This is a genomic window from Pollutimonas rozaliensis, from assembly GCF_048751585.1.
GTDB lineage: Bacteria > Pseudomonadota > Gammaproteobacteria > Burkholderiales > Burkholderiaceae_B.
In genome coordinates, this window is the sequence record NZ_JAZHOB010000003.1 from 65,121 (window position 1) to 87,872 (window position 22,752).

General features: G+C 58.1%; 24 protein-coding genes and 1 tRNA gene. 13 read left to right on the forward strand and 12 right to left on the reverse strand.

The annotated features are described in order from the left end of the window. The first annotated feature begins 56 nt into the window (after window positions 1-56). From V0R37_RS06305 to V0R37_RS06340, 8 genes are all read left to right on the forward strand, one after another. Window positions 57-980 carry a LysR family transcriptional regulator gene (locus tag V0R37_RS06305; protein ID WP_420373711.1) on the forward strand — a complete coding sequence of 308 codons (924 nt, stop codon included), beginning with the start codon at window positions 57-59 and terminating at the stop codon, window positions 978-980. A gap of 117 nt (window positions 981-1,097) precedes the next feature. Further along, the gene (locus V0R37_RS06310) at window positions 1,098-2,009 is read left to right on the forward strand and encodes a LysR family transcriptional regulator (protein ID WP_420373712.1); all 912 of its coding nucleotides are present in this window, start codon (window positions 1,098-1,100) and stop codon (window positions 2,007-2,009) included. A gap of 192 nt (window positions 2,010-2,201) precedes the next feature. Further along, window positions 2,202-2,552, forward strand: a complete 351-nt coding sequence (locus V0R37_RS06315; RefSeq protein ID WP_420373713.1) for an AtuA-related protein — start codon at window positions 2,202-2,204, stop codon at window positions 2,550-2,552. Continuing rightward, window positions 2,549-3,946 carry an acyclic terpene utilization AtuA family protein gene (locus tag V0R37_RS06320; RefSeq protein ID WP_420373714.1) on the forward strand — a complete coding sequence of 466 codons (1,398 nt, stop codon included), beginning with the start codon at window positions 2,549-2,551 and terminating at the stop codon, window positions 3,944-3,946. Before V0R37_RS06315 ends, V0R37_RS06320 begins: the two co-directional genes overlap by 4 nt. Window positions 3,947-3,992: 46 nt before the next feature. Then, complete coding sequence (locus tag V0R37_RS06325; RefSeq protein ID WP_420373715.1) at window positions 3,993-4,859, forward strand: beta-keto acid cleavage family enzyme; 867 nt, start codon at window positions 3,993-3,995, stop codon at window positions 4,857-4,859. A 30-nt stretch (window positions 4,860-4,889) separates the two neighbouring features. Continuing rightward, window positions 4,890-5,903 carry a Bug family tripartite tricarboxylate transporter substrate binding protein gene (locus V0R37_RS06330; RefSeq protein ID WP_420373716.1) on the forward strand — a complete coding sequence of 338 codons (1,014 nt, stop codon included), beginning with the start codon at window positions 4,890-4,892 and terminating at the stop codon, window positions 5,901-5,903. A gap of 157 nt (window positions 5,904-6,060) precedes the next feature. Continuing rightward, window positions 6,061-6,501: an NfeD family protein gene (locus V0R37_RS06335; protein ID WP_420373717.1), complete on the forward strand. Its 441-nt coding sequence runs from the start codon at window positions 6,061-6,063 to the stop codon at window positions 6,499-6,501. Between the two features lie 63 nt (window positions 6,502-6,564). Next, window positions 6,565-7,485 (forward strand): SPFH domain-containing protein, encoded by a 921-nt coding sequence (locus V0R37_RS06340; protein WP_420374031.1) that lies wholly within the window; start codon window positions 6,565-6,567, stop codon window positions 7,483-7,485. Here the strand turns inward: V0R37_RS06340 and V0R37_RS06345 are convergent. Then, on the reverse strand, window positions 7,460-8,929 hold the full coding sequence (locus V0R37_RS06345) for an aminotransferase-like domain-containing protein (RefSeq protein ID WP_420373718.1): 1,470 nt from the start codon (window positions 8,927-8,929) through the stop codon (window positions 7,460-7,462). The two genes, V0R37_RS06340 and V0R37_RS06345, sit on opposite strands and share 26 nt — an antisense overlap. Window positions 8,930-9,153: 224 nt before the next feature. Between V0R37_RS06345 and V0R37_RS06350 the strand changes: the two genes are divergently transcribed. Together V0R37_RS06350 and V0R37_RS06355 are read left to right on the forward strand one after the other, a co-directional pair. Further along, window positions 9,154-9,768: a LysE family translocator gene (locus V0R37_RS06350; RefSeq protein ID WP_420374032.1), complete on the forward strand. Its 615-nt coding sequence runs from the start codon at window positions 9,154-9,156 to the stop codon at window positions 9,766-9,768. A gap of 12 nt (window positions 9,769-9,780) precedes the next feature. Continuing rightward, window positions 9,781-10,083, forward strand: a complete 303-nt coding sequence (locus V0R37_RS06355; RefSeq protein ID WP_420373719.1) for a YjiS-like domain-containing protein — start codon at window positions 9,781-9,783, stop codon at window positions 10,081-10,083. Between the two features lie 66 nt (window positions 10,084-10,149). Here the strand turns inward: V0R37_RS06355 and V0R37_RS06360 are convergent. Then, a tRNA-Ala gene (locus V0R37_RS06360) sits at window positions 10,150-10,225 on the reverse strand. 179 nt (window positions 10,226-10,404) lie between these two features. Between V0R37_RS06360 and argG the strand changes: the two genes are divergently transcribed. After that, a complete protein-coding gene (argG, locus tag V0R37_RS06365) occupies window positions 10,405-11,742 on the forward strand; it encodes an argininosuccinate synthase (RefSeq protein ID WP_420373720.1) in 1,338 nt (445 codons plus the stop codon). A 65-nt stretch (window positions 11,743-11,807) separates the two neighbouring features. Beyond that, window positions 11,808-12,566, forward strand: a complete 759-nt coding sequence (locus V0R37_RS06370) for an IclR family transcriptional regulator (RefSeq protein ID WP_420373721.1) — start codon at window positions 11,808-11,810, stop codon at window positions 12,564-12,566. A gap of 30 nt (window positions 12,567-12,596) precedes the next feature. Here V0R37_RS06370 and V0R37_RS06375 read toward each other — a convergent pair whose 3' ends face one another. The 5 genes from V0R37_RS06375 to argF all read right to left on the reverse strand — a co-directional run bounded on the left by V0R37_RS06375 (window position 12,597) and on the right by argF (window position 17,587). Continuing rightward, entirely contained in the window at window positions 12,597-13,763 is a 1,167-nt protein-coding gene (locus V0R37_RS06375) for an acyl-CoA dehydrogenase family protein (protein ID WP_420373722.1), read from the reverse strand. Continuing rightward, a complete protein-coding gene (locus tag V0R37_RS06380; protein ID WP_420373723.1) occupies window positions 13,760-14,995 on the reverse strand; it encodes a CaiB/BaiF CoA transferase family protein in 1,236 nt (411 codons plus the stop codon). The genes V0R37_RS06375 and V0R37_RS06380 overlap by 4 nt, the downstream gene beginning before the upstream one ends. Continuing rightward, complete coding sequence (locus V0R37_RS06385; RefSeq protein WP_420373724.1) at window positions 14,992-16,002, reverse strand: Bug family tripartite tricarboxylate transporter substrate binding protein; 1,011 nt, start codon at window positions 16,000-16,002, stop codon at window positions 14,992-14,994. Before V0R37_RS06385 ends, V0R37_RS06380 begins: the two co-directional genes overlap by 4 nt. Window positions 16,003-16,054: 52 nt before the next feature. After that, window positions 16,055-16,435, reverse strand: a complete 381-nt coding sequence (locus tag V0R37_RS06390; RefSeq protein ID WP_420373725.1) for a cupin domain-containing protein — start codon at window positions 16,433-16,435, stop codon at window positions 16,055-16,057. Window positions 16,436-16,642: 207 nt separating this feature from the next. Then, the gene (gene argF / locus V0R37_RS06395; protein WP_420373726.1) at window positions 16,643-17,587 is read right to left on the reverse strand and encodes an ornithine carbamoyltransferase; all 945 of its coding nucleotides are present in this window, start codon (window positions 17,585-17,587) and stop codon (window positions 16,643-16,645) included. A gap of 204 nt (window positions 17,588-17,791) precedes the next feature. Here argF and V0R37_RS06400 point away from each other — a divergent pair, with 204 nt between their 5' ends. After that, the gene (locus V0R37_RS06400; protein WP_420373727.1) at window positions 17,792-18,097 is read left to right on the forward strand and encodes a DUF3579 domain-containing protein; all 306 of its coding nucleotides are present in this window, start codon (window positions 17,792-17,794) and stop codon (window positions 18,095-18,097) included. An 82-nt stretch (window positions 18,098-18,179) separates the two neighbouring features. On the opposite strand, the gene V0R37_RS06405 is transcribed toward V0R37_RS06400, so the two are convergent. The 5 genes from V0R37_RS06405 to adk all read right to left on the reverse strand — a co-directional run bounded on the left by V0R37_RS06405 (window position 18,180) and on the right by adk (window position 22,660). Beyond that, the gene (locus V0R37_RS06405; protein ID WP_420373728.1) at window positions 18,180-19,139 is read right to left on the reverse strand and encodes a 2-hydroxyacid dehydrogenase; all 960 of its coding nucleotides are present in this window, start codon (window positions 19,137-19,139) and stop codon (window positions 18,180-18,182) included. Between the two features lie 168 nt (window positions 19,140-19,307). Beyond that, window positions 19,308-19,571, reverse strand: coding sequence for a 30S ribosomal protein S20 (gene rpsT, locus V0R37_RS06410; RefSeq protein ID WP_420373729.1), 264 nt, complete (start codon window positions 19,569-19,571; stop codon window positions 19,308-19,310). A 56-nt stretch (window positions 19,572-19,627) separates the two neighbouring features. Next, entirely contained in the window at window positions 19,628-21,184 is a 1,557-nt protein-coding gene (gene murJ, locus V0R37_RS06415) for a murein biosynthesis integral membrane protein MurJ (RefSeq protein WP_420373730.1), read from the reverse strand. A gap of 12 nt (window positions 21,185-21,196) precedes the next feature. Continuing rightward, entirely contained in the window at window positions 21,197-21,955 is a 759-nt protein-coding gene (locus tag V0R37_RS06420; RefSeq protein WP_420373731.1) for a 3-hydroxyacyl-CoA dehydrogenase, read from the reverse strand. 48 nt (window positions 21,956-22,003) lie between these two features. Further along, window positions 22,004-22,660, reverse strand: a complete 657-nt coding sequence (adk, locus tag V0R37_RS06425) for an adenylate kinase (RefSeq protein WP_420373732.1) — start codon at window positions 22,658-22,660, stop codon at window positions 22,004-22,006. Window positions 22,661-22,752 lie beyond the last annotated feature (92 nt).

A 22,752-nucleotide genomic window follows, 5' to 3' on the forward strand; every position in this document is an offset into this window, starting at 1 on the left:
TGCTAGGAGGCGGTAGTCAGTTAGTCAATTTGAATAATGAGAACTAAAATTAACGTATGGTTAATAATATAAAGTATCGTCAACTCAAAGCTTTCTGCCTCGCCGCCGAAGAGGGCTCGTTCAATGCCGCCGCACGCCTTCTTTGCGTGTCCCAGCCGGCGTTTACGGCGCTCATCAAGCATTTGGAGGACGATCTGAACATGCAGTTGTTCATACGGACGACGCGTAGTTGCCGTCTCACGCCCGAAGGAGAAGGCCTGTATGAAACGATGAATAGGGCGTTGTCCGACTTGGAAGAGGTCTACCAGTACGCCAAGGAGGAAGGCAAGGGCGTCCGGGGCAAGTTGTCCATCGCTTCCGTGCCGTCCCTGGCCCTGGGCTTTCTTACAGAGGTTCTAGGGGCCTTTCACCGAAGCTACCCCTCCGTTCATATTTACATGAGCGAACATACCAACGACGAGGTGATTGAAGCGGTGCGGCGTAACCAGGTGGAACTGGGCATCGGACGCGCCTCTAAGGAAGCCGAGTTCGAGTTCATTCCCTTGCTGGCGGATCGCCTGCTGCTTGCCGCCCCCGAAGGGCATCCCCTGTTGTCCAGCACCCGCCTGGAATGGCGCTCTTTGGCCAAGCATCGATTGATCATGATAGGCGGCGGCGCGACGGCCCAGGAAATGGAGCTGACGTCCAGCGCCAAGTCGTACTCGGTGGAAGCGACGCATCTGGTGACGGCTCTATCTATGGTCAGGCACGGCATGGGCGTGGCGGTTATTCCCAGCAGCGCGGCGTATGCCTTGGGCTCCGAAGGCTTGCATTTCGCACCCATACACGGCGCGGGGGCACTCAGGCAGTTGGGCGCCGTCTATAAGCGCCGGCGCAAGCTTTCAGCCAGCGCGCGGCACTTTATCGATCAGGCCAAGTCCATGGCGCCGGCGGCTATCAGGGATTGGGATACAGTATGTGCGGGTGGGGAACCGCGATGACACTATGCGTAGCCCAGATGCGCTCTAGGTAGCTTTTGTATCGCTAAAGTGTAGTTTTCTACTCGTGTCCGCTATTCCAGTACTGTTCACCAAGGTCATAAAGGCAGAGTCATAGTCATGAATATTTCTCTTGTGCAGCTACGTGCGTTTATCGCTGTGAGCCGTTACGGCAGTTTTACGCTCGCGGCAGAAGCTCTTCATAGAACACAGCCCGCCATTACCGTACAAGTCAAACAATTAGAAGAGAACCTTGGGTTAAAGCTATTTGATCGTACTACGCGTCAGCTACGACTTACCACGGTGGGGTTGGAACTTGTGCCGGCGCTTTCGGCCATGCTTCATCAATTGGATGGGGTCATCGAGATAAGCCAGAATATCCGCACACAAAGGACAGGAGTCATAAGAATTGCCTGTCTTCCTTCAGTGGCCTCGTCTTTTTTGCCTGTGCATATTGCTGAGTTTCGAAAACAGCATCCGGGAATTTCTTTTTTATTGAGCGACGCCTTGGGCGATAAGGTGATATCGATGGTGACGGGAGGCGATGTCGAATTCGGCCTGACCGATACCCATCCGAATGTGGGAGACCTTGATATCACCCCGCTGCTAGAAGAGCAGATGTGCGCACTCTTTCTCGAGGGACATCCAATACAGTCGGCGGAACAAGTCGATGTGAATCGGTTGTCTGCCCATGATCTCGTTTTAATGGCTCATGGAAGCAATGCCAGGCGTATCGTGGATAACGCCTTCGCCGCGCAAGGAAGGGTGGCCGTGGCCTCTTGCGAAGCGTCATATATGTCGACCGCTGTCGGAATGGTCCAGGCTGGGCTGGGTATTGCGCTGTTGCCCAGGAGCGGAGTCAATCTACAGGTGGATGGCCGGCTGCGCGCGCGCCTGATTCAAGCCCCAGGTTTCTCTCGGCAGATTGCTATCGTGAAACTCAAACAAAGATCGCTGTCTCCTTCCGCAGAGAGCTTTGTCCAACTCATTACGGCGGCATCGAAAGATCAACAGAAGAGGTTCAATACTTAACTGATGTGCTTCGCTCCTTGTTGCTATATGGAGTTTTATATATTAGTTATTTTTATATAACAATGTAAAAAATTTAATTTGAATAATATATCTTGCATGCATAACATGGCCGTGAAGTAGCAATCGCTTTGTCCGCCGTGACGGCAGTTATCGGCGGTGCAGAAAGCGCAACAGATATATTGGAGGTTGGATTTGAAGCGGATTACTCTGCGCGAAATTGCGCACTCAAGGTCAGGTGAAAAAGGTAATGGCTCTAACGTTTCGGTGATCGGGTATAGCCAGGCAGACTACCCCTTGATTAAAGAGCGGGTGACGGTCGAGGCCGTGCAAAAACTATACGGGCCCATCACAAAGGGCAAAATTACCCGCTACGAAGTGCCTTCCATTGGCGCCCTGAATTTTGTGCTGGAAGATGTGCTTGAAGGCGGGCGGTCGCGCACTTTGGCATTTGAGGAGTCAGGCAAAGCGCTCTCATCGCTGATGCTGGCCATGGAAATCGATGTTCCTGACTCGATAGTCGAGCGCGCGGGAAGCAAGCGATGAAAGACGTCAATGCGAAGAAAGTACGTCTGGGCTGCGCAACCGGATGGGCGAGGGATCGATTTGAGCCAGCCAGCGATCTGGTCCGTGATGGCAACATCAATTACCTGTGTTTCGATTCCATGTCGGAAGTAACAATGAGCGCGGCGCAGGTAGCCATGATGGATGGTGTGGACGTTCCACCTTACGATCCCTATCTGGTCAGCCGCCTAGAGCCAATTCTCAGGGAGTGCAAAGAGAAGGGCATCAAGATTATTACAAATCAAGGGTGGCTGGATCCAGTGGCTGCAGCCAAGCGCATCATGCGAGCTGCAAGAGAACAGGGCATTGCCGATCTTAAGGTCGCCGCCGTATGTGGCGGCCTCTTGCTGGATCGAATAGCGGATCTGGGCTTGGATTTCGTGGAGACCGACGAGCCTATCTCGCATAGCAGGGAAAAGATCGTTTCCGCGGAAACCTACCTGGGGGCGCAGGGCATTGTTGACGCCCTTCGCCAAGGCGCCGATGTCGTGATTACAACGCGGGTGGCTGATGCGTGTGTATACCTGGGCCCGCTTGCTCATGAGTTCAATTGGGACTTCGATGACCATCATCTCATGGCAAAGGGCATGGTCATTGGTCACTTACTTGAGTGCGGATCGCAAATAACAGGCGGGTATTTCGCCGATCCTGGGTACAAAGACGTCCCCAACTTGCACGACGTGGGTACTCCCATCGCAGAGGTTACTGAAGATCGTGTGATTATCAGCAAACTCCCAGGCACGGGCGGGTTGATCACGGAAGCCACATGCAAAGAACAATTGCTGTATGAGGTGCAAGACCCATCTTCATATTTTTGCCCCGACTGTATTGCTGATTTGACCAAGGTGACATTCAAAGAGATCGAAAAAGATCAAGTCGAGGTATTTATCAGCGATGCAGGTCGGCCTAAGACGCCAACGTTAAAGGCATTGATCGGTTTGAATGAAGGATTCATGACCGAAGAAATGGTGCTTTTTGCGGGGCCAGGCGCCCTGGCCCGAGCGAAGCTGACCCAAACCATCCTGCATGAACGCTTCAAGAAGGTGAAGTTAGACGCTGACGAAATCCGCATGGATTACCTAGGCATAAATAGCGTGCATCGGGAGTCATCGCCTCCACTTAACTTTGAGCCTTACGAAGTAATTCTGCGCATAGCAGTGAAAGCCAGTCGCCGAGAAGAGGCGGACAAGCTTAGGAAAGAGGTGGACCCGCTGGCGGTAAATGGCGCGGCTGGCACAGGAAAATGGGCCACATCTTCACCCGGCTCAAGGGTGCGTCCCGTTGTGGGCCTGAACTCCGCTTTGGTGCCTCGCGACTTGGTCGCCGTAAACGTTGTGTTACTGGACCTTGTTTCGGAGCCCCATCTGCCGCACTGATTGTTGTGCGAAAGAAGTTGCCCACTCACAAATACTAGGAACACTGATGTCCAGAAAAGTATGGCTCGAAGTTGCCTTAAATGGAGGTTGGACCCGAGGCCGACAACCATTGATACCTGTCGCCCCACAAGAAATTATTCAGGAGGCAATAGCGTGTGTGCGCGCCGGAGCGTCGGTTGTACACCTGCATACCTATGACGAATCCAGCGGCAGGCAGAATGATGATCCCGATATTTTTGAATCGATAGTCAAGGGGATTCTTCGCGAATGCGATGCAATCGTATATCCGACCGTAGGGCAGCACCCTGAAAACCCCGACTCTCCGATCAGATACGCGCCAATCAAGCAATTGGCTGAAAAGGGCTTGTTGGAGTGGTCGGTGGTGGACCCAGGATCCGTAAATTTCAGCTTGGTTTCGGAGTTGCAGCAGAATCGTAGCGGTTATGTCTATGTGAATTCCGAACAGCATGTGCGTAATGGCCTGATGCTGGCAAAACAGTATGGCTACCACCCTAGCTACGCAATCTATGAACCCGGTTTTCTCAGGCTTGGCGCTGCGCTGTTCAAGCACATGACAGGCGTACCTGTGCCAATTTACCGCTTCATGTTCACGGACGTTTTCGCTTTTGGTCTGCCGCCTGAAGAATTCGCGTTGGACGCCTATCTTCGGCTACTTGATCGAGAGCATCCCCGCGCGCCTTGGATGACTGCGGGCAGGTGTACCGATATCTCGGCTTTGATCAAACCTACCGTGCACGCCGGAGGGCATATACGCGTCGGGTTGGAAGATGCGCCGCTTGGTACGAATAAGGGGAATCTCGAATGGGTCGAGCGGGCCGTCGAATTAATTCAGAAAGCGGGCGGGTCGCCTGCCTCTGCCAGTGATGTGCGTTCCAGCGTGCAGAAGCTATAGATATAAATAAATAATATAAAGGAGATAGATATGTTTTCAACGAAACAACAAGCTCATTCAGGAGCTTGGGCAAGGCGGCGGTTCATAGCCGGTTTGATGGCGATGATTGCGGCCTTATGCTTCTCGGCCTCTCACGCTCAAGCGATATTTCCTGGTAAGCCAGTCACTCTAGTCGTACCGTTTCCTCCAGGTGCGATTGTCGACAACGTTGGAAGAAAGTTGGCTGCGAAGCTTGCGGACATCTGGAAAGTCTCGGTCGTCATCGAGAATAAACCTGGGGCAGGCGGTAACCTTGCGGGGGGCATTGTCGCAGGTGCCAAGCCGGACGGATACACCTTATTGCTAAGCCAATACGATTCAATGGTAATAGCCAAAGCGGGTGGATTGCCCATTGGTTATGACCCTCAGAGCGATCTTCTTCCCGTTGCCCAAGTCGGCTTAAGCACGACTCTATTTTTGGTGAACGCGGATTCCAAGCTCAAGACTTTTAAGGATTTTATAGAATACGCAAAAAGTAATCCGGGAAAGCTTAATTTTGGCAGTAACGGCTTCGGCGGCTCATATCACCTTGGTATTGAACAGCTTAATTCTGTTGCCGGTGTGTCGATAGTGCATGTTCCATACAAGGGCGGATCGCCTTCTATGATTGATCTGCTTAGTAACCGGGTGGATGCCATTCTCGCAAGCACATCGCTTGCGCAACCTCAAATGAAAGCGGGCAAAGTGCGTGCGCTGGCGCTGGGAAGCGCACGGCGCTCGGCGCTCTATCCAGGTGTGTTGCCGATTGCCGAATCAGGTTACCCACAGTTTGACGTGTCATTGGGGCTCGGCGTATTTGCTCCCGCAGGTGTGTCGAAAGAGGTCATTAACAAAATCAATCAGGACGTCAATACCGCGCTGAGCGATCCCTTATTTAAAGATCAACTCAACGCCGAAGGAGTTGATGCAACAGAGGGAACACCTGGGGCTTTTCAAAAGATATTTAGCGATCAAATTACCGCCACAAGGGACTTATTGCAACGGTTGAATCTTAAGCTCGAATAGGGATGTGCTGAAAGCGCGGCGCCTAACGGTAATAGGGGCATGGCGCCCGCTGGATCAAAGCACCCCATCCAGCCTCCTTAAGTGCCCACTCTAGTGATTAATTTCCTTACAAACGCCTTAACGTGCCACAATGGAAACAATTTATAAGGAATCCGGCATGTGGTTTTGGTTTGGCGTAGCTGCGCTGTTTTTGCTATTGGAAATGACTACAGGAACCTTTTACCTGCTGCTGGTAGCCCTGGGTTTCGCGGCATCAGGCACGGCGGCATACGCGGGCTTATCTCTGGTGTGGCAAATTATTAGTGGTTTGGCCGTAGCCCTGATCGGGCTGGCACTGGTGCATCGTCACCGCCGGTCCAAAGGCGGCATGGCCACTCAGTCCGATCCCGATGTGGTGCAAGACATAGGCCAGAACGTAATTGTGGAAGTGTGGGACGAGAACGGACAGGCCAGGGTGTTTTATCGGGGCGCCAACTGGAGCGCCCGCATAGACATCGACCAGCCCACGCAGCCTGGCGAACACTATATTCAAGCAGTGCAAGGTCTGACGCTGATTTTACGTCCGGGCCAGTATCCCGCATCGGATACTCAACATTAGGCGTTTGGAGTCCCAGACGCCCTTATCTTTTTTCTTATTGGATCCCCTATGGACGCTTATGTAATGACGCTATCTTTCTGGATAATCGCGGCTCTGGTCGTGCTTGTCATTATCAAATCCACCATTCAGATTGTGCCCCAGCAGCATGCCGCAGTGGTGGAACGCCTGGGCAAGTTCGACCGCACACTGTCTCCTGGATTGGGATTCATTGTGCCTTTCCTGGAAAAGGTGGCATATCGCCATTCGCTTAAAGAAATGGTGCTGGATGTCGCGAGCCAGGTTTGTATCACCAAAGACAACACCCAGTTGAAGGTGGATGGGGTGCTTTACTATCAGGTCACCGATCCACGCCAGGCTTCCTACGGTTCGACCAATTACGTACTGGCAATTTCCAACCTGGCCCAGACGTCCTTGCGTTCCGTGATCGGCAAGCTGGAAATGGACGAGACGTTCGAGAAACGCGACCTGATCAATCTGGCTGTGGTGAAGGCGCTGGACGAGGCTGCCACCAACTGGGGGGTCAAGGTACTGCGCTACGAGATCAGCGACCTGACGCCTCCGGACGAAATCTTGCGGGCCATGCAACTGCAAATTACGGCCGAACGCACCAAGCGCGCGCTGGTCACCGAGTCCGAGGGTAAAAAGCAGGAAGACATCAATATTGCCCAGGGCAACCGCCAGGCGGCCATCCTTAAGTCCGAAGGCGAGCAGCAATCCATGATCAACTACGCTCAGGGCGAAGCCCAGGCGCTGCTGACCATTGCGCAGGCTACGGCCGAATCCCTGGAACGGGTCGCGCGCGCCACTCAGACTCCTGGAGGCATGGATGCCGTTAACCTGAGCGTGGCCGAACGCTATGTGGACGCCTTCAAGGAAGTAGCCCAGAAAAACAATACCTTGATATTACCCGCCAACATGGGCGATATGGGCGGCATGATTGCCTCGGCCTTGACCATGATCAAGGCGACCAAGCCAGTCGGCTAGAGGCGGCAGGCGACGAGCTATAAGGGCTTTCAGAGGGAAGCAGCTGGCTCAAGGCGGATCCGATGCGCTGGATAGCCCATTCGCTGCGCGGCGTCAGGGCTATTGCATGACTTAGACGCATGCAATTCCGATACTTCCCCGCCGCTGAGAAAATGTTTCCATGTGCGATGACGATACCGTTTTCTTTCAACATGGGATCCAGCTTGTGGGTATCGACGGTTTCGGGCAGTTCGATCCATAGGGTGAATCCTCCTTGCGGCTGGCTGATCCGGGTCTCTTCGGGAAAGTAGCGACGAATCCAGTCTGTCATGATGTCGCGGTGGCGCTGGTATTGCCGACGCATTCTGCTCAGGTGCGGCTGATAGTGCCCCTTGCGCAGAAATTCGGCGATGGCGATTTGCGGCAGCGGCGCCGTTGGGCCCGAACTGGTGTACTTCATGCGCATTACCTTGTCGAAGTAGCGGCCAGGTGCGATCCAGCCGACCCGCAGGCCGGGCGCCAAGGTTTTGGAGAACGAGCTGCAAAGCAGCACGCGGCCATCCTGGTCCAGCGCCTTGAGCGTGCGCGGCCGCGGCCAGCCGTACGACAGGTCGCCGTAGATATCGTCTTCTATGATGGGCACGTCGAACCGTTGTGCGAGCCGGATCAGGCCCAGCTTGCGGCTATCCGGCATGGTATAGCCGAGCGGGTTGTTGGCGTTGGGAATAACCTGGATGGCCTTGACAGGCCATCGTTCGAGCGCAAGTTCCAGTGCCTCGAGGCTGATTCCCAACACAGGGTCGGACGGAATCTCAACGACCTGCACTCCGCTTTCCTTCAGTATCTGCATCATGCCGTGATAACTGGGTGAAGCGATGGCCACAATCTCACCTGGCGCACATAAGGACCTGATGGCGCAGGACAGCGCTTCCTGGCACCCTGTGGTGACAATCAGCGCATCGGGCGTGAACCGGCAACCCGCGTCCACAGCCAAGCGGCACAATTGCTCGCGCAAGGCGGGGACGCCCTGCATGTCGTTGTATTGCAGGCTGGCAATGCCGGCATGGCGGCCCTCGCGGGCCAGCGCCGCCTGCAGTGGCCTGAGGGTGGGGCTTTCCACATCCGGCATGCCTCGGCCCAACTGGACGGTTTGTCCATCTCGCTCCAATTCAAGCAGATCTTGTATTTGGCCCCATTCGGAGATATCGATCGGCCGCAAGGTCGGCTTGTCCATCTTGGGAAGTTCAGGCCAGCGGCGGCTGTGGGGCACATACCAGCCGGAGCGTGGACGAGCCTCGACCAGGCCCGATGTTTCGAGCCACCGGTAGGCCTGCTGAACGGTGGTCAGGCTGACGCCGTGCTCCAGGCTGAGCGTTCGCACGGAAGGCAGGCGGGCGCCGGCTGCGTACAGGCCTTGTTCGATTCGGCTGCCCAGCGTTTCGGCGAGATCCAAGTAGCGGCTCATATCAATCGTCCGTGCCGCGTCAGGCGGCGCAATAATATTTCAATACTGTACCGGCTAATCTGTATCCAAGAAAGATACAGTTTATGGCAATCAAGCCGGCTTGGGGCGATGTCGATGCGATCTGTATTGGAAAAGTCTCGGATATCTGTGTATTAAATACAGATGGGAAATCTGCAAAGATTACTCTGCGAGTCCATGGGGACTCTATTGTCCGATGGCCGAGCATGTTTCCACCTGTCGATCTGCTGATTGCCTTTTCCCTGTTTGCCCTGATTACATCAATCACGCCGGGGCCGAACAACACCATGCTGTTGGCCTCTGGCGCGACGTTCGGGTTCCGCCGTTCCCTGCCGCATATGTTCGGCGTTACCGGGGGATTCTTCATCATGGTGGTAGCGGTCGGGTTGGGGTTCGGTGCGCTGCTTGCCGCTTTCCCTGTTCTGTACGAGCTGTTGCGATACCTTGGCGCCGCCTATCTGATGTATCTCGCCTGGAACATCGCGCGGCCTGCCGCCTCGGCGGCGGGCGGCTTGGGGGCGGGCGGCGGCAGGCCGCTGAGTTTCCTTGGGGCGGCTACCTTCCAGTGGGTCAATCCCAAGGCATGGACCATGGCTGTTGCCGCGGTCAGCACCTATGTTCCGCAGGAAGGGTACCTGGTGAATGTCGTGCTCATATCCAGCCTGTTCGCGGCCATTAATTTGCCTTGCGTAGGTCTGTGGGCGGGCTGCGGCAGCCTATTGCGATTGTTCTTGGACGACCCCTTTAGACAGCGCCATTTCAACCGGGCGATGGCATTACTGCTGCTGGCCTCGCTTTATCCCATGCTTAAGTACGCCTAAGGATGCCCGATCATGAAAGAGTCGACATTTTTTACGGGATTCAAGCGCGCATTCATGGCTGCGGGGCGCTTGCCGCGTTGGCTGGCGCGGTTTTCAGATCATGTGCATCGGCGTTGTTGGGAGCGCCGGCAGTATCTGCATTTGCTGGAGCTGGATGATCATCTGCTGGATGATGTTGGACTGACCCGCAATCAGGTGGGCGATAGGCTACGGGGCGCTCAAGGGCATCATCGTGAATTCCCGGAGCGTGGCGCGGGGCGCATCCTTAAAGGGAATGGGCGCGGGCTTGAATGGATCAATGGAGGCCTCTGGTAGCCGTTGTCCGCGGGATCAAGCGTTTCAAGCAAAAAATCCCAACCGATACCGGTCGGGATATTTACTTGGTGGAGAAGAGGAGGATCGAACTCCCGACCTCTGCATTGCGAACGCAGCGCTCTCCCAGCTGAGCTACTCCCCCAACAGGATTATTTTAGCAAAACCGAAGGCTGAAGTGGTGAACGGCCCCGGTTTTGTCTATAACCCGTGAAAATAACGAGTTGTCGGGCAGCGGCTATCCGGGCTGGCGTCCGGGCGCCGTCGGCGCCAAGGATATAATGGCGGGTTAATCGAATTCATTTCCAAGGCCTTAGATCTCCCATGACAACCATTCTTGAAAACGTTCCAACCGGCCAGAAGGTCGGTATCGCTTTTTCCGGCGGGCTGGATACCAGCGCCGCTTTGCTATGGATGCGCAACAAGGGCGCGATTCCCTATGCGTATACGGCGAATCTTGGCCAGCCCGATGAAACCGACTACGACGTCATTCCTCGTCGCGCCAAAGAGTACGGCGCCAAGGAAGCGCGCCTCATCGACTGCCGCCAGCAACTGGTCGCGGAGGGGATTGCCGCCCTGCAATGCGGCGCCTTCCATATCTCGACCGCGGGTGTCACCTACTTCAACACCACGCCCATAGGGCGAGCCGTGACGGGCACCATGCTGGTTGCCGCCATGAAGGAAGATGACGTCAATATCTGGGGCGACGGCAGCACCTTCAAGGGCAACGATATCGAGCGCTTCTATCGCTATGGCCTGTTGACCAATCCCGAACTGAAAATCTACAAGCCCTGGCTGGACCAGGTATTCATCGACGAGCTGGGCGGCCGCTCCGAGATGTCCGAATACATGCGCCAGGCCGGTTTCGACTACAAGATGTCGGCCGAGAAGGCATATTCGACCGATTCGAACATGCTGGGCGCCACGCACGAAGCCAAGGATCTGGAACATCTGAACTCCGGCATCAAGATCGTCCAGCCCATTATGGGCGTGGCTTTCTGGCGCGACGACGTCCAGGTCAAGAGCGAAGAGGTCACGGTCCGCTTTGAAGAAGGCCGGCCCGTGGCGCTGAATGGCGTGGAGTTCAGCGACAGCGTCGAGCTCCTGCTGGAAGCCAACCGCATCGGCGGCCGCCATGGCCTGGGCATGAGCGACCAGATCGAAAACCGCATCATCGAGGCGAAAAGCCGCGGCATCTATGAGGCGCCGGGATTGGCCTTGTTGCATATCGCCTACGAGCGGCTGGTTACCGGCATCCATAACGAAGACACCATCGAGCAGTACCGCATGAATGGCTTGAAGCTGGGCCGCTTGCTGTACCAGGGGCGTTGGTTCGATCCGCAATCCATCATGCTGCGCGAAACGGCTCAGCGCTGGGTCGCGGGCGCGATCACCGGCGAAGTCGCCATCGAGCTGCGCCGCGGCAACGATTACTCCATCCTGGATACGCGCTCGGCCAATCTAACTTACAAGCCCGAGCGCCTGACCATGGAGAAGGGCGAGTCCACGTTCTCGCCGCGTGATCGTATCGGGCAGCTCACCATGCGCAATCTGGATATCGTCGATACGCGTGAAAAATTGTTCACCTACGTTCAGAGCGGCCTGCTGGCTCCGGCCGGCGGTTCGGCGCTGCCTCAGTTGAAAGACAAAAGCGACAAGTAAGGCGAAGGGACGGCGCGTGCGCCGTCCCTTCTTGTCCTGGATGATTGCTGACGGATAAGAAAACCATGGCCTCCAAAAGTCCGGATTCAAACGTCAAGACGGCGTTGCGGGTTATCGAGATCATCGAGATTTTCGCCCGCGAGGCCAAGCCGCTAGCCTTGTCGGAAATCGCGCGCCATCTGGGCGCTCCGGTTTCCAGCTGCCTGGCTTTGCTGCGCACGCTGACGAGCCAGGGGTATCTGTATGAGGCGGGACGCCGGCAAGGCTATTACCCTACCGGCCGCCTTCTGGCCATGGCCCAGCGCATTTCCCGGGCCGACCCGATACTGGAGCGGGTGCTGCCCAGCCTCGAAGAGCTGCGCGATACCACATCGGAAACGGTGGTGCTGGGCAAGCTGGATCCGGATAATCGCGTGGTGTATCTGGAGGTCCTGGCTTCGCCGCATCCTATCAGCTATGTGGGGGTGGCCGGCTCTCAGCGCGACATCCACGCCAATTCGTTGGGCAAGGCCTTGCTGTCCACGATGGACGAACAGGAACGATTCAAGCTGCTCTCGGCCAAGCCGCTGCAGAAATATAACGACCGCACCCTGATCACCCCTAAAGCGGTTGAAGCCGATGTTCAGGCCTCGCTCGAGCGCGGGTGGTTCGCGAACCTGGGGGAGTCCATGAACGACGTGGGCGCCATCGCCTGGCCGGTCAAGGTGTCGGGCAACGCCTACGCCATATCGATTGCCGGGCCTCTGTATCGCATTGAAGTCGATATCGAGGACAAGGCAAAAAAATTACGCGCGGCCTGCCGTTTTATAGAACAGAGCTTCTAAAGGCGGGCGCGGCCCAGGCCCCGCCGCCGGTCAGTAGGATTTGGGCAGGCCCAGCACTTTTTCCGCGATAAAGCACATGATCAATTGCGGGCTTACGGGCGCGATGCGGGGAATGAAGCTTTCGCGTAAATAGCGTTCCACATGATATTCCTTGGCATAGCCCATGCCGCCCAGCGTCAACACCGCGGTTTGGCAGGCATTGAATGCCGCTTCAGCCGCCAAGTATTTGGCTGTATTGGCGAACTCGCCGCAGGGCAGGTCGTTGTCATATAGGTAAGCCGCTTTCTTGACCATCAGGTCGGCCGCTTCCAGTTGCATCCATGTCTGGGCCAGCGGATGCTGTATGCCCTGATTCTGGCCGATGGCGCGGCCGAAGACTACGCGTTCATTGGCGTAATCGACGGCGTGGGCCAGTGCGCAGCGGCCCAGTCCCACGGCCTCCGATGCAATCAGGATGCGCTCCGGGTTCAGGCCATGCAGAATGTATTCGAAACCCTTGCCTTCCTCGCCGATGCGGTCTTCGGCGGGGATGCGCAGCCCGTCGATGAACAGCATATTGGAGTCGACCGACTTCCGGCCCATTTTTTCAATTTCCCGCACTTCCACTTTTGTCCGATCCAGGTCGGTGTAGAACAGCGACAGGCCCTGGGTCGGTTTCTTGACTTCGGACAAAGGCGTGGTGCGCGCCAGCAGCAGCATCTTGTCGGCCACCTGGGCGGTCGATATCCATATCTTGCGGCCGTGCACAATATAGTGATCGCCTTCGCGCAGCGCGCGGGTGGAAAGCTTGGTCGTGTCGAGGCCGGCGTCGGGTTCGGTGACCGCGAAACAGGCTTTTTGCTCGCCGGTGATCAAGGGAGGCAGCGCGCGTGCGCGCTGTTCGGGCGTTCCGAAAACCACGACGGGATTCAGTCCGAAGATGTTCATATGCACGGCCGATGCGCCGGAGAAGCCTGCGCCTGAGCGGGAAATGGCCTGCATCATCAAGGCGGCCTCCGACATGCCCAGGCCCGACCCGCCGTACTCTTCCGGCATGGCTATGCCCAGCCATCCAGCCTGTGCCAGATCGCGATGGAAGTCATGGGGATACCGCCCGTCGCGGTCGCGTTCCAGCCAATAGTCGTCGGTGTAATTGCCGCAAAGGCTTTCCACGCCCGCGATCAGCGCCTTGTGTTCTTCCGATAATACGAAGCTCATGGTGTTTCCTCGTCCTGCTGTTTTATTTGTGTACCAGCCTGCCCGAGCACGCTGTCGATAAGCGCCTGGCCGACGCCGGCTTCCAGCAGGATTTCTTGCGTGTGTTCCCCCAGGCGCGGCGCGTGGCGCCGTATGCTCAAGGGGGTTCTGGAATAGCTGCCCACCGGTGCGGGCGATCGCATGGCGCCTTCCGAGGGGTGTTGCAGCGTTTGCAACATCTGGACCCGCTGCAAGTGCGGGTCGTCGATCAGGTCGTCCACGCTATACAGCGGAGCCGCGGGTATATCGGCCGCTCCGAAAGCCTGCAGCCAATGCTCGCTGGTGTTGCCCGCAAGGACGCCGGCCACCAGACTGTACGCTTTATCGATGTGCCGGGCTCTTGCGGTGTGGGTGCTGAAACGCTCGTCGGCCAGCAAGTCCAGCCGGTCTATCAGCTGAAAGAAGCGCGACCAGTGCTTGTCGTTATAGATCAGGACGCTGATGTAGCCGTCGGATGTGGCATAGGGTCTGCGATGGGCGACAAGCAGGCGCGCGTAGCCAGTGGGGCCGGCTGGCGGCTCGAATGTCCGGCCGCCCAGGTGGTCGCCCAGCACGAGTTGGGCCATGGCCTCGAACATGGGCACCTCGATAGCCTGGCCCTGATTCGATGCGCGTGCCTGCACGACGCCCGCCAGAATGGCGATGGCCACGTGCATGCCGACGGCGCGGTCGGCGAGCGTCAGCGGCGCATAGCGCGGAACATCTCCGGAGTTCTGGTGATACAGCGCGGGGATGGCGGTCATGCCCTGAATCAGATCGTCGTACGCGGGCTTGCCGGCATAAGGCCCGCGATTGCCGAAGCCGTAGGCTCCGACATAGACGATACGGGGGTTGGCCTGGGCCACGGCGCCGTAGTCCAGTCCCAGCCGGGCCATGGCTTGCGGACGGGTGTTGTAGAGCAGTACGTCGGCGGTCTTGGCCAGATCCAGGCAGGCCTTCCGGCCGTCCGGCGTTTTCAGGTCCAGGACGGCCGAACGCTTGTTGCGATTCAGGTGCAGGTAGATGGCGCCCATGCCGGGATTGCGCATGGGGCCGACAGCGCGCATGTTATCGCCCGCCGGCGATTCCACCTTGATGACATCCGCTCCCAGGTCGCCGAGGATTTGCGTGGCGTACGGGCCCATCACCACCGAACTCAGATCAAGGATGCGTATGCCTTCCAGGGGGCCGGCGCAGGCTTGCGTTTCAGTCATCGCTGCTCGATTCCAGCAGCCTTGATCCATTTTCCCCAGAGCGCATACTGGTCTTTCACAAACTTGGCGAACTCGTCGGGTGTGCCGCTGAATGCGTCAAAGCCCAATTGCGCAAGGCGGGTCTTGGTTTCGGGAGTGCTGACTATCTTGTTGATGGCGGTGTTCAATACCTTGACCACGTCAGGCGGCATGCCGGCGGGACCGAAGTAGCCATTCCAGGAATTGATATCGAAATCCGGCATGCCGGCCTCTTCCATGGAGGGCAGGTCGGGCACCAGTTCGCTGCGCTTGGCGGTGGATACCGCCATGGCATGCAGACGGCCGGACTTTACAAAGGGCATGCCGGATGTAAAGTCGGTGAACATGAAATCGACTTGGCCGCCGACCAGGTCGGTAAGGGCTTGCGGCGTGCCTTTGTATGGCACGTGAAGCAGCTTCAGGCCGGCCTGCACACCGAAGGTGGCCCCCGCCACGATTCCGGTGCTGTTGCCGGATGCGTAGGTAACCATGTCGGGGTTGCTTTTCGCGTAGCTGACCAGTTCCTGCACCGTCTTGTAGGGGCGAGTGGGGTTGGCGACCAGAAGAAAGGGCAGGTTGCCGCCGCGCGCGATGGGGGTGAAGTCCTTGATCGGGTCGTAAGCGACGTTTTTCATCAGCCACGGCGCGGCTGAATGGGATGTGTTGGTGGTAACGAAAAGGGTGTAGCCGTCCGGCTTGGCCTTGGCGACGTAGTTGGCCGCAATGGTGGCGTTGGCGCCAGGCTTGTTTTCCACAATGACGGGCTGGCCAAGCAGCTTGCTGAGCTCCTCGGCAAAGATTCGCCCGACTGCGTCGGTGCCCGACCCTGCCGGAAACGGCACGATAAGGCTGATGGGTTTTTCGGGATAGGCCGCCAGGGCTGTCGTGCCGCAAGCGGCCAGGCCCAACAGCGCGCCGGCGATCAGTTTTCTTGGTGTCAGCTTGCCGATCGCAGCGGAAAGGCGGGCGTGTCTATTCAATGTTTTCATGCTTGTCTCCTTTGGCGCGGTATCGATCCGGCCATGTTTTATCGAAGGTCGATCAGCGTATGACCCGCGATGGGTTTTCTTCATAAGGCGGTGAATAAATGACCAGCAGCCGCGCGGGCTCGTCGCTGGTTACGGTGAAGACATGTCGCTTGTCGGGCGGGAAATAGCAGCAGTCGCCGGCCTGCATTTCCCCGCGTTCGCCGTCCACCTCGACAATCGCCGATCCCGAGAGCAGGTAGCAGATCTGTTCGATGCCGGGATGGGCATGAGGAAGAGCGCCCTGGTTTTTTTCAATGGTGCCCAACAGCACTTCAACGTGCTGGGCGCCGACGGTTTCCCGGCTGATCAGCCGGCGATTGACGGTACCGCTATGGTTGGCCGGGGAATAGCCCGCGACGTCCGATTCGCGGACGATCCAAGAAGGTTTTTTCATCTGATTGATTTCCTGTGTGTGTAAATGATTTTACATACATAAAAAATTCACGCAAGATGGGGATTGCCCGAGGCGGTCCGGGGCGGGAAAGCGGATGCCTGGATTGGGTCGGGCCATTGGATTGACGGCTTTCGGCTTGAGCCGGAATGGAAAAAGGCCGGGGGCGCTTTCAGCGGCCCCGGCCTTTGGGAATCTTTTGCTGCGGGCTTAGGCGGACAACTGGCCCAGCAGCAGGAACTCCATCAGCGCTTTTTGAACATGAAGGCGGTTTTCCGCTTCGTCCCACACGACGCTTTGCGGTCCGTCGATGACTTCGCCGGTGACTTCCTCGCCGCGATGGGCGGGCAGGCAGTGCATGAAAAGGGCGTCGGGATCGGCGGCCGCCATCATTTCGGCGTCTACGCGCCAATCGGCGAAAGCCTTGCGGCGTTCTTCGTTTTCGGCCTCGTAGCCCATGCTGGTCCAGACGTCGGTTGTGACCAGGTGCGCACCCCGGCATGCCTGAATGGGATCGGAAAATTCCTGCAAAACCCCGGCGGGCGGCTGGCCGATGCGTTCGGGATCCAGCTGATATCCGACGGGTCCCGATACATGCAGGCGGAAATCGAGCATTTCGGCGGCCTGCAGCCATGTATAGGCCATGTTGTTGGCGTCGCCTATCCAGGCCACTGTTTTGCCCGCTATGGGCCCCTGGTGCTCTATGAAGGTGAAGATATCGGCCAGGATCTGGCAGGGATGGTATTCGTTGGTGAGTCCATTGATGACGGGCACGCGCGAGTGCGAGGCGAAGCGTTCAATGCGTGTCTGCTCGAAGGTGCGGATCATGACCAGATCCACCATGCGGGAAATTACGCGGGCGGTGTCTTCTATGGGTTCGGAGCGGCCCAGCTGCGAGTCGCCGGTGGTAAGATGTATGACCGAACCGCCAAGCTGATACATGCCCGCTTCGAACGAAACACGCGTGCGCGTGCTGGCCTTTTCGAAGACCATGGCAAGGTTCCGGTCGTGCAAAGTGTGATGGGGCTCGTAGCGCTTGAATTTATTCTTGATAAGCCGGGCGCGGTCCAGCACGTACTGGATTTCGGTTTTGGATAAGTCGCGAAATTGCAGAAAATGCCGTAGTGGGCCAGTTTGTGGTGTGGCGTCGGACATAGTAAGCCTTGTGTAAAAGAGCCATCTTACCTTGTCGGATGGCCGTCGGCAAAGTAAGCGTCAAGCTGGAAAACAGCCGTGTTGGCGGGCAAGTCCGGCGCCGAGTCGGGCGCGGCAAACCGCCAGGGAAGCTATCATATACAATTCGCGGCGCAGGGAAAGCTTTGTACGCCTGAAATGGCTACGATTTGTCCGCGGAAGTCTATGACCCATCTTGTACAGCAGTTAGTTATTCACGGCCTTACGCTCGACGGCCAGCGGTTTCGTCCCAGCGACTGGGCCGAGCGCCTGGCAGGCGTAATGTCGCAATTCCGACCGGCCGGTTCCGTCGGCGGCCATCTTACCTACTCCCCGTATGTCGTCCCCGTCGTGTTGGATGGCGTGCGCTGCGTCATTGTCGATCAGCGCCTGCGCGAACTCGAGCCCTTGGCCTGGAAATTCGTGTGCGATTTCGCCGTCGATAACAAATTGCAGACCAGCGAGCAGGAAACCCCAACCCTCCGCCCTTGAAAGGCGGTTTTTTTTATGGGTCGGCGGCGCCATGGCCGTATGCCGCGCCGCCTTTGCCGGCCTGGCGGAAGGGCTTGCGGCTTTACAGCGCCGGCAACGGAGTAAGCAGCTTGCCCGTGGTGGCGTAGGCGTCTACGTTGTCCAGTACCAGATTCAACATGTCTAGCCTGGTTTCATTGGTCGCGCTGGCGATGTGGGGCAGAATGACTACGTTGTCCAGGGTCTTCAGCGCGTCCGGCACGGTGGGTTCCGCCTCGTAGACGTCCAGTCCCGCTCCGCCCAATTCGCCGCTGACCAGCGCATCGACCATGGCCTGCTCGTCGATGACCGAGCCGCGCGAAATGTTGATGAGGATGCCTTTGGGACCGAGCGCCCGCAGCACTTCCTGGTCGATCAGCTTCCGTGTTGACGCGCCGCCCACGGTTGCGACGATCAGGAAGTCGGACCAGGAGGCCAATTCTTTCAGCGACGGCTCATAGCCCAGTGTGACGTCCTCGCGCTGGCGGCGGTTGTGGTAGCGGACCTCCATGTCGAAGCCTGTGGCGCGCTGGGCAATGGCCATGCCTATGCGCCCCAGGCCAACGATGCCCAGTTTCTTGTGGCTGACCTTGGTGCCCAGGGGAAACGCGACGTCGCCGCCCCATTGATTGGCTCGCACATAGCGTTCGGCATGCCCGAGCTTGCGCGCGGCGGCCAGCAGCAGGCCGAAGGCCAGGTCGGCGACACAGTCGTTCAGGACGTCGGGGGTGTTGCTGACCTGTATGCCTTTTTGCTGGGCATGTTTTACATCGATGGCATCGTAGCCCACCCCCTGGCTGCAGATCGCCTTGAGGTTCGGCAATTGGTCGATCAGCTCGGCGCGGGTAGGCGTCATGGCACTGGTGACCAGCACGGCTATCTCGTCCTTCCTGGCGTCGATGACGGCCTGCGCGTCCGGCGCGTTCCAAAGCTCGATCACGTCGAAATGCTTGGCCAGGCGTTCTTGGGTGTGAGGAAAAGGAAAGGGCAGAAGCTGCAGCAGAGCGGGTTTTGGCGATGTCATGGGTGTCTCGGTCTTTGTCCTGGTTATGGTGTACGAATGCAGACCGAACTATACCGCAGGCTGGCAATGCGAAGAAGGCGAGGCAAAAAAAACGGGACGCTGTTGCGTCCCGTTTTTGTCCGGCGATATTCGCCGCCGATTTCTTTGCCGTTTAAACCATGGCAGTAATCAAGCTAGCGCTTTGACTGCTGCGGCAAGGCGGCTTTTATGGCGAGCGGCCTTGTTTTTGTGAATGATGTTCTTGTCGGCAACGCGATCGATGATGCTAGTGGTTTTCTGGAAAACGTCAGTAGCGGCTGCTTTGTCGCCGGCTTCAATGGCTTGACGAACGCGTTTGATCGACGTGCGAAGCATGGAGCGCAGGCTGGAATTGTGCTTGTTGCGCTCAACCGATTGACGGGCGCGCTTGCGAGCTTGGGCGGTATTGGCCATTTGGGTGTCTATCCGTGTATCTGTATGGTTTATTCGGCAAAGACAGCTATTCTATATCACTTGCCACGGCGTGTAAAGTCCGAAGGGCGGAATCCGAATAGGGCAAGCATGCTGAAATAGATCAGGATGCTGCCCAGCAAAATTCCGCCCAGCCAAAGAATGCGCATCCCCGGCTGCGCACCCAGTGCGACCCAGTCGACGGAGTTTCCGGCCCAGCCCAACACGGCGGACATGGCCAGCAGGGCGGGCAGTATGCGCAAGCTGAACTTCAGCCAGCCGGGGCCGGGTTGATATAGCTTGCGGCGCTGCAACAACACAACTAAGCACAGGGCATTCACGGTGGCTCCCAGTCCGATGGACAGGGCCAGTCCGGCATGCGCGAAATACGGCACCAGGATCAGGTTGAAGCATTGCGTCAGGACAAGTACGAAAACGGCGATCCTTACGGGAGTGCGTATATCCTGCTTCGCATAGAAGCCGGGCGCCAGGATTTTTATTGCCAGCAGGCCGATCAGGCCCACGGAATAGGCCATGACCGCCAGGCGGGTCTGTGCGACGTCCTGCCCGCCGAAGGCGCCGTAGTTGAAAAGCGTTGCGACCAAGCCGTCGGACAGCAGCGCCATGCCCAGGGCCGCCGGCAGCCCCAGCAGCAGAATCAGGCGCAAGCCCCAATCCAGCAGGGCGCTATAGCCCGCATGATCCTGGCGCGCATGGGCCGCGGACAGGCTGGGCAGCAGCACGGTACCCAGCGCCACTCCCAGCAGCGCGGTGGGGAACTCCATCAGCCGATCGGCAAAGGACAGCCAGGTGACGCTGCCCGGACGCAGCCAGGTGGCTATGTTGGTGTTGATCAGCAACGACAATTGCGCCACGGAGACGCCAAGGATGGCGGGCAGCATCTGCCGCAAAATACGTTTTACAGTGGGATCGTTCCAGGCCTGTCCAACGCGCAAGGAGTAGCGGGGCAGCAGGCCCAGCCTGGCCAGCGCCGCCCATTGGACCAGAAGTTGCGCCACGCCGCCCAGCATCACACCCGCGGCTAGTGCATAGATGGGGGTTTCGAAGTAGGCCACCAGGAACAGGCTGGCGCCTATCATGGCCAGGTTCAGCAGGACCGGCGTGAACGCCGGTATGGCAAAGCGGCTCCAGGTGTTCAGTATGCCCGAGGCGAATGCCACCAGAGACATGCAGATGATGTAGGGGAACATCAGTCGCGTCATCCAGACCGCCGCATCGAATTCGGTTTGCCGTGCCGCGGTGCGCATGCCGCTGGCCATGGCGGTGACCACCCACGGCGCGCCCAGAATGCCGATCAGCGTTACCAGTGCCAGGGCGAATGTCAGGAGCAGGGCGACGCGATCGAGCAGCACGCGTACTTCTTCGGAGCTGCGCGTGCTGCGCGCCTGGCCCAGTATGGGCACAAAGGCCTGCGAGAAGGCGCCTTCCGCGAATAGCCTGCGCAGCAGGTTGGGAATGCGGAAGGCAACCCAGAATGCATCGGTCAGCGGTCCGGCGCCAAAGGCGCTGGCGATCAGGACATCGCGTGCCAGGCCCGTTATGCGCGAGAACAGCGTGAAGCTGCTGACAGTGGCGGCGGACCTAAGCAAGCTCATGGCGTCGGGTGATTATTTCGGGCCCATGCGGATGGCGCCATCCAGGCGTATCGTTTCACCGTTCAGCATTTCGTTCGTGATGATGCTGTTCACCAGTTTGGCATAGTCCTCGGGCCGGCCCAGGCGGGCGGGGAAGGGGATGCTGGCCGCCAGGGAGTCCTGCACATCTTGGGGCATGCCGAAGATCATGGGGGTGCCGAAAATGCCGGGGGCGATCGTTACGCAGCGTATTCCTGTTTTCGACAGGTCGCGGGCAATGGGCAAGGTCATGCCCACCACGCCCGCCTTGGAGGCTGCGTAGGCGGCCTGTCCGATCTGGCCGTCGTAGGCCGCCACCGAGGCGGTGTTGATCAGCACACCCCGTTCGCCGGTGGGTTCGGGCGTGTTTTCGCTCATGGCCGCCGCGGCCAGGCGCGACATATTGAATGTGCCGACCAGATTGATCATGACCACTTTCTGGAACAGGTCCAGCGCGTGCGGGCCATTCTTTCCGACCGTCCGGGAGGCGGGAGCGACGCCGGCGCAATTGATCAGGCCGAACAGTGCGCCCGCTTTCAGGGCGGCGGCAACGGCGGCTTGCCCGTCGGCTTCCCGGGTGACGTCGCAATGCACATAGGACTGCCCCAGCTCCTGCGCCAGTTTTTCGCCGGCTTCATCCTGGACGTCGGCCAGGATGACTTTTGCGCCCTCGGCGACCAGCATCCGGGCCGTGCCTGCGCCCAGACCGGATGCGCCACCGGTAACGATGAACACCTTGCTCTTGATTTCCATGTCTGTCTCTTTGATAAACGGGCGCGTAGCCCGTTGTGTGCAGCGATTTCAGGCCTTGAGCGCCTGGAATATGCGTTCTTTTATTTCGTCGACCGAGCCCAGGCCGGACAATTGGCGGTAGGCGGGCGCATCGGCGGCGCCGGACCGCGCCCAGCTGGAATAGTAGTCGACCAAGGGGCGGGTTTGCTCCCGGTATACCGAGAGGCGGTGCTTTACGGTTTCTTCGCGGTCGTCGTCGCGCAGCACCAGCGGTTCGCCGGTCACGTCATCCTGGTCCGGCGTTTTGGGCGGATTGAACTTGGTGTGGTAGCTGCGGCCGCTGGCCGGGTGCACGCGGCGTCCGCTCATGCGCTCGATGATGTTTTCCTCGGGCACGACGATCTCGACCACAAAGTCCAGCGGAATGCGGGCGTTTTTCAGGGCGTCGGCCTGCGGGATGGTGCGAGGGAAGCCATCGAACAGATAGCCGTCCTTGCAATCGGGCTGCCGCAGGCGGTCGCGCACCAGGCCGATGATGATGTCATCGGAGACCAGGCCGCCGCTGTCCATGATTTTCTTGGCCTCCAGGCCAAGCGGTGTTTGGGCTTTGACCGCGGCGCGCAGCATATCGCCGGTGGAAATCTGGGGGATGCCAAATTTTTCGGTGATGAACGCCGCCTGGGTTCCTTTACCGGCGCCGGGTGGGCCGAGCAGAATCAGTCGCATGAATTCCTCCTGGAGTTTCGTGTTTTTCTAACTTTTTCCGATTATGCCGCAATGCAGCAATTTCTGCATGCCATGGAGCCGGAATCAGCGAA

Coding starts and splice junctions, on each gene's coding strand:
- V0R37_RS06305 (WP_420373711.1), top strand. CDS start 57: ATGGTTAATAATATAAAGTATCGTCAACTCAAAGCTTTCTGCCTCGCC.
- V0R37_RS06310 (WP_420373712.1), top strand. CDS start 1,098: ATGAATATTTCTCTTGTGCAGCTACGTGCGTTTATCGCTGTGAGCCGT.
- V0R37_RS06320 (WP_420373714.1), top strand. CDS start 2,549: ATGAAAGACGTCAATGCGAAGAAAGTACGTCTGGGCTGCGCAACCGGA.
- V0R37_RS06325 (WP_420373715.1), top strand. CDS start 3,993: ATGTCCAGAAAAGTATGGCTCGAAGTTGCCTTAAATGGAGGTTGGACC.
- V0R37_RS06330 (WP_420373716.1), top strand. CDS start 4,890: ATGTTTTCAACGAAACAACAAGCTCATTCAGGAGCTTGGGCAAGGCGG.
- V0R37_RS06335 (WP_420373717.1), top strand. CDS start 6,061: ATGTGGTTTTGGTTTGGCGTAGCTGCGCTGTTTTTGCTATTGGAAATG.
- V0R37_RS06340 (WP_420374031.1), top strand. CDS start 6,565: ATGACGCTATCTTTCTGGATAATCGCGGCTCTGGTCGTGCTTGTCATT.
- V0R37_RS06345 (WP_420373718.1), bottom strand. CDS start 8,929: ATGAGCCGCTACTTGGATCTCGCCGAAACGCTGGGCAGCCGAATCGAA.
- V0R37_RS06350 (WP_420374032.1), top strand. CDS start 9,154: ATGTTTCCACCTGTCGATCTGCTGATTGCCTTTTCCCTGTTTGCCCTG.
- V0R37_RS06355 (WP_420373719.1), top strand. CDS start 9,781: ATGAAAGAGTCGACATTTTTTACGGGATTCAAGCGCGCATTCATGGCT.
- argG (WP_420373720.1), top strand. CDS start 10,405: ATGACAACCATTCTTGAAAACGTTCCAACCGGCCAGAAGGTCGGTATC.
- V0R37_RS06370 (WP_420373721.1), top strand. CDS start 11,808: ATGGCCTCCAAAAGTCCGGATTCAAACGTCAAGACGGCGTTGCGGGTT.
- V0R37_RS06375 (WP_420373722.1), bottom strand. CDS start 13,763: ATGAGCTTCGTATTATCGGAAGAACACAAGGCGCTGATCGCGGGCGTG.
- V0R37_RS06380 (WP_420373723.1), bottom strand. CDS start 14,995: ATGACTGAAACGCAAGCCTGCGCCGGCCCCCTGGAAGGCATACGCATC.
- V0R37_RS06385 (WP_420373724.1), bottom strand. CDS start 16,002: ATGAAAACATTGAATAGACACGCCCGCCTTTCCGCTGCGATCGGCAAG.
- V0R37_RS06390 (WP_420373725.1), bottom strand. CDS start 16,435: ATGAAAAAACCTTCTTGGATCGTCCGCGAATCGGACGTCGCGGGCTAT.
- argF (WP_420373726.1), bottom strand. CDS start 17,587: ATGTCCGACGCCACACCACAAACTGGCCCACTACGGCATTTTCTGCAA.
- V0R37_RS06400 (WP_420373727.1), top strand. CDS start 17,792: ATGACCCATCTTGTACAGCAGTTAGTTATTCACGGCCTTACGCTCGAC.
- V0R37_RS06405 (WP_420373728.1), bottom strand. CDS start 19,139: ATGACATCGCCAAAACCCGCTCTGCTGCAGCTTCTGCCCTTTCCTTTT.
- rpsT (WP_420373729.1), bottom strand. CDS start 19,571: ATGGCCAATACCGCCCAAGCTCGCAAGCGCGCCCGTCAATCGGTTGAG.
- murJ (WP_420373730.1), bottom strand. CDS start 21,184: ATGAGCTTGCTTAGGTCCGCCGCCACTGTCAGCAGCTTCACGCTGTTC.
- V0R37_RS06420 (WP_420373731.1), bottom strand. CDS start 21,955: ATGGAAATCAAGAGCAAGGTGTTCATCGTTACCGGTGGCGCATCCGGT.
- adk (WP_420373732.1), bottom strand. CDS start 22,660: ATGCGACTGATTCTGCTCGGCCCACCCGGCGCCGGTAAAGGAACCCAG.